This window comes from Paenibacillus glycinis, from assembly GCF_009909185.1.
In the GTDB taxonomy this organism is placed as follows: domain Bacteria; phylum Bacillota; class Bacilli; order Paenibacillales; family Paenibacillaceae; genus Paenibacillus_Z; species Paenibacillus_Z glycinis.
Genome location: NZ_JAAAMV010000002.1, coordinates 268,909 through 282,970 on the forward strand (window position 1 = coordinate 268,909; position 14,062 = coordinate 282,970).

A 14,062-nucleotide genomic window follows, 5' to 3' on the forward strand; every position below is an offset into this window, starting at 1 on the left:
TTCTGCCTACTCGCTCCCGCCTTGCTTCAGCCTGCGCGCCCGCTCCAACCGTTCGCCGAAGCCTTGACGCATGGCCTGCAGCTTCTCCATCTTCTCGTCGATATGATGAATGATCGCCTGCAGCCGCGCCGCCGCCTCGTCGAGCAGCCGGTCCCGCTCATCCAGATCGGATTCCCCGCGATAGCTCGCTTTGATCTGCTCCAGCTCTTCCTCCGCCTGCAAAATGTCGCGGATTTCCTGCAGCGACGCGCCTAGCACCTGCTTCAGCCTCAAAATATGCGCGATGCGGTTCAGCATCTCTTCGTCGTAGAGCCGGTGCCCGCCTTCCGTTCGCGCGACATCCGGCAGCAAGCCGATCTCCTCATAGTAATGGAGCGTTCTCGAGGTGATTCCGAGCCGCTCCGTCACGTCCTCCATCGTCAATCTCGCCGAAGCCGTCATCTTCCTCCGCACCTCCTTCCCTGTCAAATCGTTCCGTTACTGTTATCATAGCAGAAATTCAAGATTACGTTAACGTTAGTTTTGCAAAAGAAAGCGGAACGGACGACAAACACCCCCGGACGGGAGGAATCGGGAAACCCGAGGTTTCCGATTCCCGCTGCCGGAGGTGCGCTTTTCGGTTGCGTTACGAGAGGTTTAGGCGAGAATTCTTAGCGTTGTCATGCGGCGAATCCAATCATCCGCTTAGCCTCTCTTGATCGTATGGAGAAATTTCTCCAAAGCCGCGGTATCCGTGATGCGGCGGTTGCACGCGTCGCTGTCGATGCAGACGTAATGGCCGAACGCCTTGTAATAATCGGGCGGCGAGTTCGCGGGCCGCGTCTTGACCGTGAACAACGCCAGCTCCTCGTGGCCATTGCAGATCAGGCAGTAGCCCTTCTTGTTCACGGGCGTATATCGGCCTTCGAGGCCGGTCAATTGCCCGTCTACGGGATAGACCAGAAACATTTTGCCCGTGGCGATATCCGTCCAGCCGAGGTAGGTCATCCGGCGCCGGTCCATCGCGTCGACGTCGGGCGCGTTCAGCTTCTTCGCCTTCGGGAACAGCTTCTGCAGCTGCTTGTTCGAGATAGCCGGGAATTCTTCCCGCCAAGGCTCCAGCGAATCCAGATAGCGCTGAAATTGTTCCGCGGCGTCCATCTCGCTCATGGCGGATAATTGCCGCTTCCGTTCGTCCTCGAGCCCCGGGAACAGCTCGTCGATCATGAGCGAAGCGCTGTAGCGCACGGCCTTCAGCACGTTCCGGTCCGATGCGGTTCGAAGCGCCTGCAGAAGAATATCGGTTTGTTTCTTGATCGCGTTGAATTGATGGTTTCCAATGAACGTGGCATGCATGGATGGTCAGCCCCTTATTTTTAGTAGAACGCCAATAAGGTGCAAAGCCCATCGCTAGAAACGATCACGGCGACGGTTCGGGCGATGGGTTAGTGCCAGTCGCGTCCCATGCAAAGTATCGCCCCTAATCCGGGCTTTGCATGAGCGGGTCCAATCCGGCAATCTCTTATTGCCATCTCTACCAGCCCCTTTCGCTTGAGTTGTTCCCAGTATACCAGCTGTTCCCCGCTTCGCACAATTATCCGGTTTCCGGTCGCCGCGGCCGCAATCGACCGGGCAACGGCGCGTTTCGGGCGTTCATTCGTTCGGGGCACGAAGCCGCGGCGTTCCGGTTAAGGGATCCATTGCAACTGTTCCAGCTTCAAGCCGAGCTTCTGCAGCAGGCTTTTGTTCACGTATAGGCGGCCGCCATAGTTGCGGCTGTTTTCGAGGTCCGCGAAAAGCGACTTGCCTTGCAGCGAAAGCCGGAACTGCCGGTCGATCGGATACTGCTCCAGCTTCTCCGCCTTCACGCCGAACGCGTGCTGCAAAGGCTGGAGGGCGATCCAACCCGTGTTGCCTTCGAGGAAAGCGGCCGGGAGCTCCACGGAGACGCGGTTGATGACCGCGACGGCTTCGGGTTCCGTCGACTCGGTCAACGGCGCGACCGGCAGGTTGTCCGGTTGAAGATCGGCCGGGACGGCCGCGGGCTGGAGCGGTGCCGGGCTTGTCGGTTCCGGCCGGGACGGCGCTTGGAAGAGCGGTTCGTCTTGCTTCGTATACGGCCTCGTCCGCCCCGTCTTCAAGCTGTAGATCCAAGGCTTCCTGGTCGGTTCGTTATACGCGAATTCGATCGATCCGCTCTTGGCATCGTAGCCGTAGAAGCTCCCCACGACGAGCGGCGTCGTCGTTCCCGTTGCGGGGTCGAGCGCGACGATCTCGTTCTGCCGCTTCTCTTCGCTGTACACGTGCGCGAGCAGCCGGTTGTCCGGAAGCCAGAATACGCCGGAATAGAACGCGGTGAACGAGAATTCCCGAACCGTTCCGTCTCCGGTACGCTTCACGAATGCCAGCAGCCGCTTGCCTGTCGCGTTGCGTTCGGAACCGATCGTGTAATGCTCGCCGACCTTCAATTCCCATTTGCCGTCCGGAGAGCGCTCGTCATAGTCGATGCGGCGCGTGACGAGGTCGTGGCTCGGGCTGTACAGCGAGCTGCCGATGCTATCCAGGTAATCGCCGTTCCCGTAGAGCCGCAACGCGCCGTTCGCATTGTCGACGCCGAAGCCCCAGTACGGCTTCGGAAGCGCGTACCAGTTCCCCGACCCGTCCGCATACACGACGCGGGATACGTATTGCTGTCGTTCGTAAGCTGCCGCCCGGTAATAGGAGCGCCCCGTGACCGGATCCTTGTATCCGTCCTGATAGGTCCATTCCGGCGAAGCTCCCGAAGCGCTTGCGAGCTGACCGCCGATGGGCCCGCTCAGTCCGATCACGGCCGCCAGCAGCGCGATCGCATGGCTTGTTTTCTTCATGGCTTCCTTCCTCCCATTCGCATCGGTTCCGTTACTAGAGGCTGACGGCTTCCAAGGTTATTGCCGTTGTTTTGCCCGATGCGATTAGGCGCCCGCTTCTTTCGCGCCTTGGATGGCCGCCGTCCGAGCCGGCCTGCCTTTTCCCTCCCAATTCACCAGGAAAATCCCCGCGCATATGAACGCGCCGCCGACGCCAACGTACCATTGGACCCGTTCGCCGAGCAGCAGCCAGCTTGAAATCACGCCGAAGACCGGCACCAGAAACAGGAACGAGCTGGTCTTCGCCGGATCGCCGCGGCGCAGCAGATAAAACCACAGCATGAATTGAACGATGGAGCAGACGAGCGCGAGCCAGAGCGTGACCAGAACCGAAGTTCCGGTGAACGCGAAATACGGATGCTCCGTCATCAGGCTGAGGACAAGGAGCATCATGCCGCCGGCCAGCATTTGATAGGCGGCGAGCGCGGTCATGTCGAACCCGGCTCCCCATCGCTTGATGAGCAAGGTAGCCGCGGCGAAACTGAACGCGCCCGCCAGGCCGATGAACGTGCCCGGCTGCAGGCCGAGATGCAGCCCGAAGGAAAACGCGACGCCGACGATGCCGACGGCCACGCCGAGCCACTGGCGTCCGCGGTAAGCCGCGCCGCCGAAGACCGTGCTCAGCAGGATCACAATTAACGGATTCGTGCACGTGATGATCGAGGATTCCCCCGACGTGATCCAGCGCATGGAATAATAGGCGCAGCCCATCACGCCGGCGGATTGGAACAGGCCGATCGCGGATGCTTGCAGCCATTGGTTCCTTCCCCTCGGCCGAGGCTTCCCGATCATGCGCGCGATGACCGCGAGCAGCGCACCGGCCAATGTGAACCGTAAGCCCATCAAGAAAAACGGCGGCGCGTAAGTCAAGCCGATTTTGCCGACGGGAAATGCAAGGCCCATGATAAGCGTGGTGCCTAACACGAGGCCGATATAGGTGAATTTGTTCATGCCCGTTTCCTCCTTCTGCGATGCGTACCTGAATTGATACTCATTGTAAGAGAGGATGGGTTTTATGTATAATGATTGTTATCGATATTGGATATCATTATTGGTGATACCAGAAAGCGAGGAACTTCATCATGGAAAGCGGGGATTTACGCGTGTTCCGGATGGTAGCCCGCGAAGGCTCCATCACGAAAGCCGCCGCGAAGCTCGGTTACGTGCAGTCCAACGTCACCTCGCGCATCAGGCAGCTGGAGTCGGATCTCGGCACGGTGCTGTTCCACCGTCACAACCGCGGCATGACGCTCTCCTCGAGCGGCAAAACGCTGCTGGCTTACGCCGACAAAATCGTCGGCCTGCTGGACGAAGCGGCCAAAGCGCTCTCCTCGTCCGAGAAGCCCGCCGGCCCGCTCGTCATCGGCTCCACGCAAACGGCGGCCGCCGTCCGGCTGCCGCGCCTGCTGACCGACTACTACGCGATGTACCCGAACGTGCTCCTGTCCGTCGTCACCGGAAACACGCAGGAGCTGATGGATCGCGTGCTCCGCTACGAGCTGGACGGCGCCTTCATCGGCTGCGAATGCGAGCATCCGGAGCTGGAGTCGGTGCATGCGTTCACGGAAGAACTCGCGATTGCCGCCCATGCGTCGATCGCGAGCCTGGAGCAAGCCGTCAAACGGCCGATTCTCGTCTTCACGAAAGGCTGTTCCTATCGCGACATCTTGGAGAGCTGGCTTCGATCGAACGGGCTCGCGCAATCCGTGATCATGGAATTCGGGACGCTCGAAGCGATAATCGGCGGCGTGACGGCCGGGCTCGGCATCTCGCTGGTACCGGTATCCGTCGTGAGCAGGCAGGCCGAGGAAGGTTTGGTTCGGCTGTTTCCGGTCTCAGAGACGCATCGCGCGATGGTGACGGAATTCATCACGCGCAAGGATTCGTTCATCAGCGGCGCGCTCGGCGCCTTCATGGGGATGATTCCGAGCGTGCCGACAACGAGCGGCTGAGCGGCTGGGCGGCGCCCCGGGCACGACTCGATCAGCCCTTATGCGCTGGCCGCGACTATTCGTCCTCCGGCTCGTCGCGACCGGTCTCATGCAGCGCATTCGCGGACATCAGCTTGATTGTGCGGAGCAGCTCGTCGGTCTCTTCCGCGGACAGTCCGGCGGATATCGTCTCGCGCCAGTACGCGAGCTTGCTCTTGATGAAATGGCGCATCTCCAGCCCCTTCGCCGTCAGCGTAACGAGATACGCGCGGCTGTCGAGCGGATCGCGCGAGCGCTTCACGTAGCCGAGCTTCTCGAGCCGGCCGATCGCCCGCGCGGTCGCCGCCTTGTTGATGAACAAATTGGACGAAAGCGTCTCTTGGGATACGCCGTCTTTCTCGTACAAATTGATCAGGAAAATATATTCGGATGAATTGATGTCCTGCTCCTTGAGCTCCCGGTTCAGATAAATCTGAAATTGGCGGTGCAGGACCGAGATCCATTTGGCGATGCTGTCCATGCGTTATCCCCTTCCTGATTCGTATACAAGTCAACTATATGGACAGTGTAAACGATCGATCCGGATTATACAACAGGCCAGCCCGAACATGCGCGGTTTCCCCGAACGGTTGCGACGGCGCGTGACGGCGATGAAACGGACAACCTTGTTCCGTTCCATCGTTGCACGAGGCGAGCCGCTCATGGTGCCGGACATGCATAACTGCGCGAAAGCGCAATAAGCCGGCCCGACGAATCGAACCGGCTTGCGACAAGCATGGCTTTCAAGCGTCCGCATCGAATCGCCGTTTGCCGCACGGCTTTTTTCCGGCAGCGCAATCCGGCTCCGCGTACGTCTACGGGTAAATCTTCTCGCCTTTCTCCAGCATGTCCACGAATTGCGCGATCCGCTTCACTCTCGTTTCCGGCTTCTTGGCGTTATGGATGCGAAAGGTCATCGCGTACTTGTTCGCCCGGTCGAGCGTATCGTAGAAGGCTTTCGCCGCCTTGCTGCGATCCAAGGCTTCGGCGAAATCCGCCGGAATTCCCGCGATGCTTTGCGACTCGTAAGCCTTATCCCATTCGCCGTTCCGCTTGGCCTTCTCGATCGCGGCAAGTCCCGAGGCCTTCATCCGTCCGTGCTCGATCAGGCGTTCCGCCTTTTCCTTGTTCACCTTCGACCATATGCTTTTCGCTCCGCGCGGCGTAAACACCTGAATCCACGACGCGTCGTCGTACTTCTCCTTCCGGCTGTCGATCCAGCCGTAGCACAGCGCGATATCAAGCGCTTCCTGATAGGTAATCGATTCGATACCCGACCCTTTCTTCGCGATTTGCATGCGGGTCCCGGGCATTGACGCATGATGCGCTTCGAGCCATTCTTCCAGCTGCCGCTCGGTTTGAAACAACAGCATCGGCAGCATTTCGGTTTTGCCGGCCATGGAATCACCTCCGTCAACCATTATCTCGCCGCTTCGCTGACAACTGCAGCCAGTCGAGATACGCGGCGCGCGTCTTTATTTCAGCTTCTCTTCCACCGACCGGAGCTTCTGCTCCATCGTCCCCTGCTTGTCCCTGCGGTCGTCGATCGTGATCGACGTCGAGACCCGCAGCGCGCCGCTCGCGAACGGAACCTCGTGCATGCGCCGGACGACGGCAAGCAAATCGTCCAGCTCGCCTTCGATGATCGTGCTCATGGGCGTCAATTGATAGCGGATCTTCTCTTTCGCTTCCCGAAGCACGTGAACGACGGACGCGACATACGCGCCGACGCTCGTCGATTCCGTCCCCAGCGGAACGATCGTGACTTGTACGATTGCCATGGCTTGTCCCTCCAGTAGTTAATCTCGTTAATTTATTTAATTCATATCATTAATCACTTCTGTTTCGCCCGATGTTTCCGGACAAAATGCCCCGCCGCCCACACGATCGTTCCGATGAGGTACAACGGCAAGACGAAGACGATCAAGGTCGCGAAGTCGGCCAAATCATCCCAGCCGCCGTTGCCGCGGTTCACTTCGACGAGGAGAATCGTGCAGCCGACCGCGTAAACGGCAAATGCCCACCATCTTCTCCGCCATCCGGCGGCCAGCAGGATTAGCAGCAGAACCGCCCACAATAGGATATATCCAGGACCATGCATCGACGCCATCCCTCCCCGATTAATGCCCGCTTCCGATTCGAACGCATACCTACGATTACCCAAAACGGACTTCATTCCGGCAAGTCGCGGAACACGCCCGTAAGAAGGTATATGCCGAAACGAACGCGAATAGATGAAGCATCGGCCAGCTGTCAGAAACTCGCAAAGGAGTGTCGGCATGGAGCAAAACGCAAATGATTTGCATGCAACGCCGTTAATCGCCGCCCGCGCGCTTGCGGACGAGATCGATCGGCGCCGGTCGAAGCGCGTGCGTCCGTTCGTCGTCGCGCTCGACGGCGGAAGCGGCGCCGGCAAGACGACGCTCGCCATCTTGGCCGCCCCGCTCCTCGGCGCCGCGCTCGTGCATTACGACGACTTCTTCGATGCCGCGATCGCGGACGAAGAATGGGACCGCAGCACGGCGGAGCAGCGCTGCCGCCGCTGCATGGATTGGCGGCGAGCCCGCCGCGAAGCGCTGCTGCCGCTGCTGGACGGCCGGCCCGCCTGCTACCGCCCGTTCTCCTTCGAGACGGCTGATCGCTTGGCGCGCGAGGCGGTGACCGTCCCGCCGGCGGACGTGATCCTGCTCGAAGGCATTTACGCCAACTTGCCCGGGCTAAGCGACCTCATCGACCTGTCGGTCCTGGTTCATGTACCGGCCGACGTCAGGACCCGCAGGCACAATGAGCGGGAGAACGGCGAGGATCTCGCCTGGCACGGGCGTTGGGATGCCGCCGAAGCGTATTATTTCGCCCGGATCCGCCCGCCTTCCTCGTTTGACCTTGTGCTGAACCTGTAGCCTTGCCGCGATTTCGCGTCTTTTTTGCATTACTTCGGCAGCCGGCCCAATACCCGCGTCAGCTTGTCGATCGCGAACGCCGGATCGGCCAGGAACCGCCTATCCGGGTGTGCCATGGGAACCAAAGAAACCCTCTATCGGCTGGCGGAACCGTACAACGAATCCTAAAGCCCGTCCAAACGCCGCGTGAATTCCATATCCCACCGGAATCGTCTGTCGAATCTAGCGCCCGGCGGAACCGTAACCCGTATCCTAAACCGAAGGACCGGCGCGACAGGAGACTCGAGCCTCCGATCGTGCCGGTCCTATCGCGATGTTACGCCTGACCCGCGCCGGCAATGAGCCGAATCGCGTTCTCGACGGTCTGCCGCAAATTCGTCTCGCCCTGCCGCAGCGCCTCCGCGAGCGCGATCGGCCGCGGCGTGATGCTGAACGCCGCCAGCAAGCCTTCCCCGTACAGCGGCTCGTACCCCGGCTGCAAGCTGCCGGCGAACGCGATGACCGGCACGTTCGCCTTCCGCGCGCGCGCCGCGATCCCCGCGATTACCTTCCCGTTCGGCGTCTGGCCGTCGATCCGGCCTTCCCCCGTCAAGATATAATCGGCGCCGGCGATCTGCCCGTCGAAGCCGACCGCGTCCAAGACGAGATCGATGCCCGGCTCCAGCTTGCCGCCGCACAGCATGAGCGCCGCCCCGATTCCGCCGGCCGCCCCGGCTCCCGGCACGTCGTGCAGACGAGGGCCGCCGGCCGCCTCGATCAGATCGGCGGCATGCGCCAGCGCCGCATCCAGTTCGTCCGCCATGTCCGGCGTCGCCCCCTTCTGCGGCCCGAATACCCGCGAAGCCCCGTTCGGCCCGACCAGCGGATTGGTCACGTCGCAAGCGACGGAGAGGCTCGCTTTCCGCAGCCGGTCGTCCATGCCCGACCAATCGATGGCCGCCGCCCGGCGAAGCTGTCCGCCGCCGAGCCCGATCGGCTCGCCGTCTTCGTCCGTCAACGAGACGCCGAGCGCCTGCAGCATGCCCGCGCCGCAATCGTTGGTCGCGCTGCCCCCGATCGTGATGATGACGCGATCGACGGAGTCATGACCGAGCGCCTGCCGAATCAATTCCCCGGTCCCGTACGTCGTGGCGAGCAGCGGATTCCGGGCTTCGACGGGCACGAGCTGCAGCCCGCTCGCCTGCGCCATCTCCACGATGGCCGTTCGGCCGTCGCCCGACAGCCCGTACTTTGCCGCCACGGTCTCCCCCATCGGACCGGTCACGGCGGCCTCGATCAGCCGGCCGTTCATGGCCGAAGTCAAAATCTCCAGCGTTCCTTCCCCGCCGTCGCCGACGGGCAGCTCGACGATCGACGTCCCGCGCCCGGCCATGACCGCTTCGATCGCTTCCCGCATGACGGCCGCCGCGCGCTGCGCGGTCATGCTTTCCTTGAACGAATCCGGCGCTAACACGAATTTCATGGGCCTCTCTCCTTCTTAGGTATCCGCAAGTTTTGGCGGAATATCCAACATTTGCATGGCATTCCCGTTCCCGGGGCAAGCTAATTCCCAAATCACGACGGAACGGGAGGATACGCGCATGATCGAACAAATCCGCAAGGAGCTTCAGGATCCTTCCGATCTTTACACCAACGTGCTCGACAACGGCACGCTTCGCATGGAACTCTGTTTTTTTCCTTATCTTTGCGATCAAGGACTTATCAATACGGAATTAATCGAGCCGTTCACCTACCGTTTCCATCCGGATGCCTTCAACCGCTTCCTCGTCTCCCATCCGTGCCTTGACAAGGCGGAAGATCCCAAGGGATGGACGAACCTGCTGTTGAAGGGCGCGCTGCTGTTCAAGCTCGAAGGAACGGTCTACCGGCTGGAGGTGCCGCGGAAGCTGCATGATAAGCCCGACTCCGTGCAGATCGAGAACACGCTGCAAGGGCCGCAGTCCGCCTTGACGGAAGACGTGGACATGAACATCAGCCTCGTCCGCGTGCGGTACAACGAACCGACGCTCAGCGTGGAACGGCATGTGCTCGGCGAAGCTTCGAAGTCCCGCGTCGTGCTGCTTTACGACGTCGAGCGCGTCAATCGGGAAGTGCTCGAGCTCGTCAACGAGCGCCTCGCCCAGGTAAAGGTCAACATGCTGCGGGCGACGGGCCAGCTGATGAAGGAGCTGTCGGGCAAGCGCCATAAGCTGTTCCCCATCATCCTCCAAACCGAGCGGCCCGACCGCATCGCGACGATGATCGAACGCGGCAAAGTGGCGATGCTGCTCGACGGCAGCCGTTTCGGACTCATCCTCCCCGTGCGATTGTTCGATTTCATGCACGCGATGGACGACGATTACGAATTCCACTGGATGAGCAAATTCCTGCTGATCCTGCGCTACGTCGCCATGACGCTCACGATCACGCTGCCGGCCCTGTATATCGCCATCGTGTCCTACAATCCGGAGGTGCTGCGCGTGCAATTGACGTTGTCCATCGCCGGAAGCCGGGTCGTCGTGCCGTATCCTTCGTTCATCGAGGTGTTCATCATGCTGTTCATGATCGAGGCGCTGATCGAAGCGAGCCTGCGGCTTCCCCGCTCCATCGGTTCCACGGCGACGACCGTCGGCGGGTTGATTCTCGGCCAATCCATCCAACAGGCGGGGCTCGTGAGCAGCATCATGATCATCGTCACCTCCGTCGTCGCGATTTCCAATTTCGTCATCCCGAACAACGGATTTGGGTACTCCATCCGTTTCGTCAAGTACGTGTTCGTCGTAATCTCCATCTTCTACGGCCTGCTCGGCGTCGTCGTGCTGTTCTTCTCGCTGGTCGTCTACTGGTGCAATCTGCGAAGCTTCGGGCAACCGTATCTTTCCTTCTTCCGCCCGAGGGAAGAAGCCAGCGTCCATCGCGCCGGGAACGGAGCGAACGAAGGATGAGCCGTTACTTATATTACCATGTGCTGTATGTCGGCATGATCAACATCATGATGTTCGTCCCCTACTTGCTGGTCCGCGACCGGTTCGAAGGCGCGATCTCCGGCATGCTCGTCGCGGTCGGCATCAGCACGGCGCTGTCGCTCGGCATCGTCGCGTGCTTCGGACGCTTTCCCGGCATGGGCTTTCCGGAAATCAACGATCTGTATCTGCCGAGATGGCTGTGGAGCTTTAATTTGCTGTTCGGCGGACTCTGCGTATGGCTGCCCGCGGGCATCATCGTCATCTATTCCTACGCCGAAACCTCGCGCTTGTTTTTCTACCCGGACATGAACCCGTACGTCAACCTGTTCCTGCTTGCCGGCGCCTCCGTATGGGCGAGCAGCCGCTCGACGCGGACCGTGCAATTCATCCAGGAAATCGCGATGATCGTCATCACGCCGATGCTCATCTTGTTTCTGATCAAAGCGATGTTCGACGACAACATGGATTGGGACGCGATCCGCTACGTGGCCGGCTACGTGAGGAAGCCGCCGTCCTTCGTCGCCATCGCTTCGGGGACCTTCCTGTTCTCGGGCTACATGAATCTCGTGATCTCCAATCGGCTTCACGTCAAGCGGATCCGCTTCCGCTGGATCATTCCGGTGTTCGGCACGCTGTTCCTCGCGATCACGTTCTTCGTGCCGATCGGCTTCCACGGTACCCAAGGCGTCGAGGATTACGTCTACCTCTGGTCGATGACAGCTGATTCCATGGCGCTCGATTACGGCTTCATCAACCGGGTGCTGTACGTGTTCCTGCTGATGTTCACCGGGATCTCGCTCCTCTTCATCATGAATACCTGGCATACGGCGATTCTCTTCGTGCGCTATGCTTTGAACCGGTACAAAGGCGTGGAGGAAGAATCCGTCTCCGGCTTGAACGTCTGGATGTCCGCCGCGATCGGCATCCTGGCATTCGTCTACATGTCCTGCATGAATCCGGAGCGAAACCAGCTGATGTCACAGCTATGGATCATCATCCGGTTTTTCGCCGAAATCGCGACGCTCTTCCTCATGGTTTACTTCGTGCGGAAACGGATCAAGCAGACGGAAAAGGAGAAGGCGCTGGAATGAAAAAAGTCGCGTTCCTGTTGCTTGCGTTGTCCTGCTGCGCGTTCCTCGGCAGCTGCGGATTCAAAGATATCGACAAGCGGTTCTTCGTCGTGGCGATGGGCATCGATTATACGGGGAAGACGGAGACGCCTTACCTCGTCACGCTTCGGCTCGCCATACCCGCGACCAAGATCGGGGAAGGGCTGGCGGAAAGCCAGGTCGAACAGCTCGAGGCGCCGAGCATCGCGGAGGCCGTCCGCAACCTGAAGTCGCATGTCGACAAAGAGCTGGATTTCGGCCAGTGCCGCGTCTTCTTGTTCGGCCAATCGCTAATCAAGCACTCCATGGAGGAGCCTCTCAGCTGGCTGGGCAGGCGCCGCGACATCCAGCTCATCTCTTACCTCGCGACGGCCGAACCGAGCGCGAACAAAGTGCTGAAAGCGAACCCGACGACGGAGCGGATCGCCGGAAACGCTTTCTTCCTGACGTTCGGCAAAGAAGGCACCATCTCCCCGTACACGGTCACGGAGTATCTCTTCGACAGTTTTCGCCGCTTCAAGGAAAAAGGGCTCGACCCGTATCTCCCCACCATCCGGTTCGACGGGAATTCGTACGTGGTCGAGCACCTTGCCTTACTGAACAAAACGAAGCAGCAGCTGATGCTGAACCGCAGGGAAACGCTGCTGTTCAACTTGAGCGCGAACGCGTTCGCCAAATCCGGCATCGCCGTCAATTACGAAGGCAAGCGGCTGGTGCTCTACATCTCCAAGGTTTCCAAGCAGGTCCGCATCACGAAGGACAACGTGCCGACGGTCCATCTCCGGCTCAAAATCCAGGGCATGGTCGAGCAGACGGCGGTGACGCTGATGAACCGCAACATCCCGCAGGTCGAGAAGCTGCTCGAAAACCATTTCAACGCGAACACGGAGCGGCTGCTCGCCAAGATCCGCGATGCCGGCGTCGACCCTTATGGATTCGGCTTGCATTACTTGGCCCAATATTTCGGCGACGAGCAAGACTGGAAGCATTGGCGCGAGGTCTACCCGCAGGTCAAATTCGACGTGACCTCGCGCGTCGTGATCGACAGCACGGGACTCATCCGGTAATTACAGGTACGTCAAATAGTGGCCGTACCCTTCCTTCTCCATGTCGGCCTTCGGAATGAACCGCAGCGCGGCCGAATTGATGCAGTAGCGCAGCCGGGTCGGCCCCGGACCGTCGTTGAAGACATGCCCGAGATGCGAATCGGCTTCCTTGCTGCGCACTTCCGTGCGGACCATGCCGTGCGTCAGGTCGTCCTTCTCCTTCACGTTGGCGCCCACGATCGGCTTGGTGAAGCTCGGCCAGCCGCAGTTCGAATCGAATTTGTCCGCCGAGCTGAACAGCGGTTCGCCGGAGACGATGTCCACGTAGAGGCCTTCCCCGTTGAAATCCCAGTACTCGCCGGTGAACGGGCGTTCCGTGCCGTTGTTTTGCGTGACCTCGTATTGAATCGGGGTCAGCTTGCTTCGGCGGGCTTCGCGTTCCTTCGGCGTATTCCAATGGTCGGCGATGAACGCGTCGCGGCCAGAGCCTTTGCGGTACATTTTATACCGAAGCGGGTTCTTGTGATGATAGCCTTGATGATAGTCTTCGGCCGGGTAAAACTCGGTGGCCGGCACGATCTCCGTCACGATCGGCTTGTCGAAGCGGCCGCTTCGCTGCAGCTCGTCCCTCGAACGTTCGGCCGCGGCGCGCTGTTCCTCGCCGTAATAGAAGATCGCGCTCCGGTAGGAATCCCCTCTGTCGTGGAATTGCCCGCCCGCATCGGTCGGATCGATCTGCATCCAATACGTGTTCAACAGCTTCTCGTAGGGATAGATCGCCGGATCGAACGTGATTTCGACGACTTCCGCATGTCCCGTCGTGTCGGAGCACACTTCCTCGTAAGTCGGGTTGGCCTTATGCCCGCCCATATATCCGGAGACGACGCCGTGAATGCCGGGCTGCTCCTCGAACGGAGTGACCATGCACCAGAAGCATCCTCCCGCGAAAGTCGCTTTTTCCAATTTTTCGGCCGCTGGCCGGGTTGATTCCGTCTTCGTTTCGCTCATGCTTCGGCACGTCCTTTCTATCATTTGAATCATACCGATATCATACCAGAGACGGTTTCGCATTCCAAATTTCCTCCTTCGACAGGACAAGCGACATAACATGAGAAATTTCTCACTTAATTCTCATAAAGTCGCATTTGGATAAAAGAATGCTTGCGATTTCCCTTAATCCGCGAAAAACCTCCTGTTTCACGTGTGG

The 14,062-nt window shown here is 59.8% G+C and carries 15 protein-coding genes; 5 read left to right on the forward strand and 10 right to left on the reverse strand.

Annotation, left to right across the window (positions count from 1 at the left end):
- Positions 1 to 6: 6 nt before the first annotated feature.
- From GT019_RS05280 to GT019_RS05295, 4 genes are all read right to left on the reverse strand, one after another.
- Entirely contained in the window at positions 7 to 441 is a 435-nt protein-coding gene (locus tag GT019_RS05280) for a MerR family transcriptional regulator (RefSeq protein WP_161741697.1), read from the reverse strand.
- Between the two features lie 243 nt (positions 442 to 684).
- On the reverse strand, positions 685 to 1,335 hold the full coding sequence (locus tag GT019_RS05285) for a FusB/FusC family EF-G-binding protein (RefSeq protein WP_161741698.1): 651 nt from the start codon (positions 1,333 to 1,335) through the stop codon (positions 685 to 687).
- 332 nt (positions 1,336 to 1,667) lie between these two features.
- Positions 1,668 to 2,846, reverse strand: a complete 1,179-nt coding sequence (locus GT019_RS05290) for a hypothetical protein (RefSeq protein WP_161741699.1) — start codon at positions 2,844 to 2,846, stop codon at positions 1,668 to 1,670.
- 84 nt (positions 2,847 to 2,930) lie between these two features.
- Positions 2,931 to 3,836, reverse strand: coding sequence for a DMT family transporter (locus GT019_RS05295; RefSeq protein WP_161741700.1), 906 nt, complete (start codon positions 3,834 to 3,836; stop codon positions 2,931 to 2,933).
- Between the two features lie 131 nt (positions 3,837 to 3,967).
- Here GT019_RS05295 and GT019_RS05300 point away from each other — a divergent pair, with 131 nt between their 5' ends.
- The gene (locus GT019_RS05300) at positions 3,968 to 4,837 is read left to right on the forward strand and encodes a LysR family transcriptional regulator (RefSeq protein WP_161741701.1); all 870 of its coding nucleotides are present in this window, start codon (positions 3,968 to 3,970) and stop codon (positions 4,835 to 4,837) included.
- 55 nt (positions 4,838 to 4,892) lie between these two features.
- Here GT019_RS05300 and GT019_RS05305 read toward each other — a convergent pair whose 3' ends face one another.
- The 4 genes from GT019_RS05305 to GT019_RS05320 form a co-directional block, all read right to left on the reverse strand.
- Positions 4,893 to 5,336, reverse strand: a complete 444-nt coding sequence (locus tag GT019_RS05305) for a MarR family winged helix-turn-helix transcriptional regulator (RefSeq protein ID WP_161741702.1) — start codon at positions 5,334 to 5,336, stop codon at positions 4,893 to 4,895.
- A gap of 334 nt (positions 5,337 to 5,670) precedes the next feature.
- Entirely contained in the window at positions 5,671 to 6,255 is a 585-nt protein-coding gene (locus GT019_RS05310; RefSeq protein WP_161741703.1) for a YdeI/OmpD-associated family protein, read from the reverse strand.
- Positions 6,256 to 6,330: 75 nt separating this feature from the next.
- Positions 6,331 to 6,636: an MTH1187 family thiamine-binding protein gene (locus tag GT019_RS05315; RefSeq protein ID WP_161741704.1), complete on the reverse strand. Its 306-nt coding sequence runs from the start codon at positions 6,634 to 6,636 to the stop codon at positions 6,331 to 6,333.
- Positions 6,637 to 6,689: 53 nt separating this feature from the next.
- Positions 6,690 to 6,956, reverse strand: coding sequence for a hypothetical protein (locus GT019_RS05320; protein ID WP_161741705.1), 267 nt, complete (start codon positions 6,954 to 6,956; stop codon positions 6,690 to 6,692).
- Positions 6,957 to 7,134: 178 nt separating this feature from the next.
- On the opposite strand from GT019_RS05320, the gene GT019_RS05325 reads away from it, so the two are divergent.
- Positions 7,135 to 7,755, forward strand: coding sequence for a uridine kinase family protein (locus GT019_RS05325; RefSeq protein ID WP_161741706.1), 621 nt, complete (start codon positions 7,135 to 7,137; stop codon positions 7,753 to 7,755).
- A gap of 316 nt (positions 7,756 to 8,071) precedes the next feature.
- On the opposite strand, the gene GT019_RS05330 is transcribed toward GT019_RS05325, so the two are convergent.
- Positions 8,072 to 9,217 (reverse strand): glycerate kinase, encoded by a 1,146-nt coding sequence (locus GT019_RS05330; RefSeq protein WP_161741707.1) that lies wholly within the window; start codon positions 9,215 to 9,217, stop codon positions 8,072 to 8,074.
- Positions 9,218 to 9,335: 118 nt separating this feature from the next.
- Between GT019_RS05330 and GT019_RS05335 the strand changes: the two genes are divergently transcribed.
- From GT019_RS05335 to GT019_RS05345, 3 genes are read left to right on the forward strand one after another with little or no spacing between them, the layout of a single operon-like run.
- Positions 9,336 to 10,679 carry a spore germination protein gene (locus GT019_RS05335; protein ID WP_161741708.1) on the forward strand — a complete coding sequence of 448 codons (1,344 nt, stop codon included), beginning with the start codon at positions 9,336 to 9,338 and terminating at the stop codon, positions 10,677 to 10,679.
- On the forward strand, positions 10,676 to 11,791 hold the full coding sequence (locus tag GT019_RS05340; RefSeq protein ID WP_161741709.1) for a hypothetical protein: 1,116 nt from the start codon (positions 10,676 to 10,678) through the stop codon (positions 11,789 to 11,791). The genes GT019_RS05335 and GT019_RS05340 overlap by 4 nt, the downstream gene beginning before the upstream one ends.
- Positions 11,788 to 12,876: a Ger(x)C family spore germination protein gene (locus tag GT019_RS05345; RefSeq protein WP_161741710.1), complete on the forward strand. Its 1,089-nt coding sequence runs from the start codon at positions 11,788 to 11,790 to the stop codon at positions 12,874 to 12,876. Before GT019_RS05340 ends, GT019_RS05345 begins: the two co-directional genes overlap by 4 nt.
- Here the strand turns inward: GT019_RS05345 and msrA are convergent, their stop codons facing one another.
- A complete protein-coding gene (msrA, locus tag GT019_RS05350; RefSeq protein WP_161741711.1) occupies positions 12,877 to 13,863 on the reverse strand; it encodes a peptide-methionine (S)-S-oxide reductase MsrA in 987 nt (328 codons plus the stop codon). It lies immediately after the preceding gene.
- Between the last annotated feature and the right edge of the window lie 199 nt (positions 13,864 to 14,062).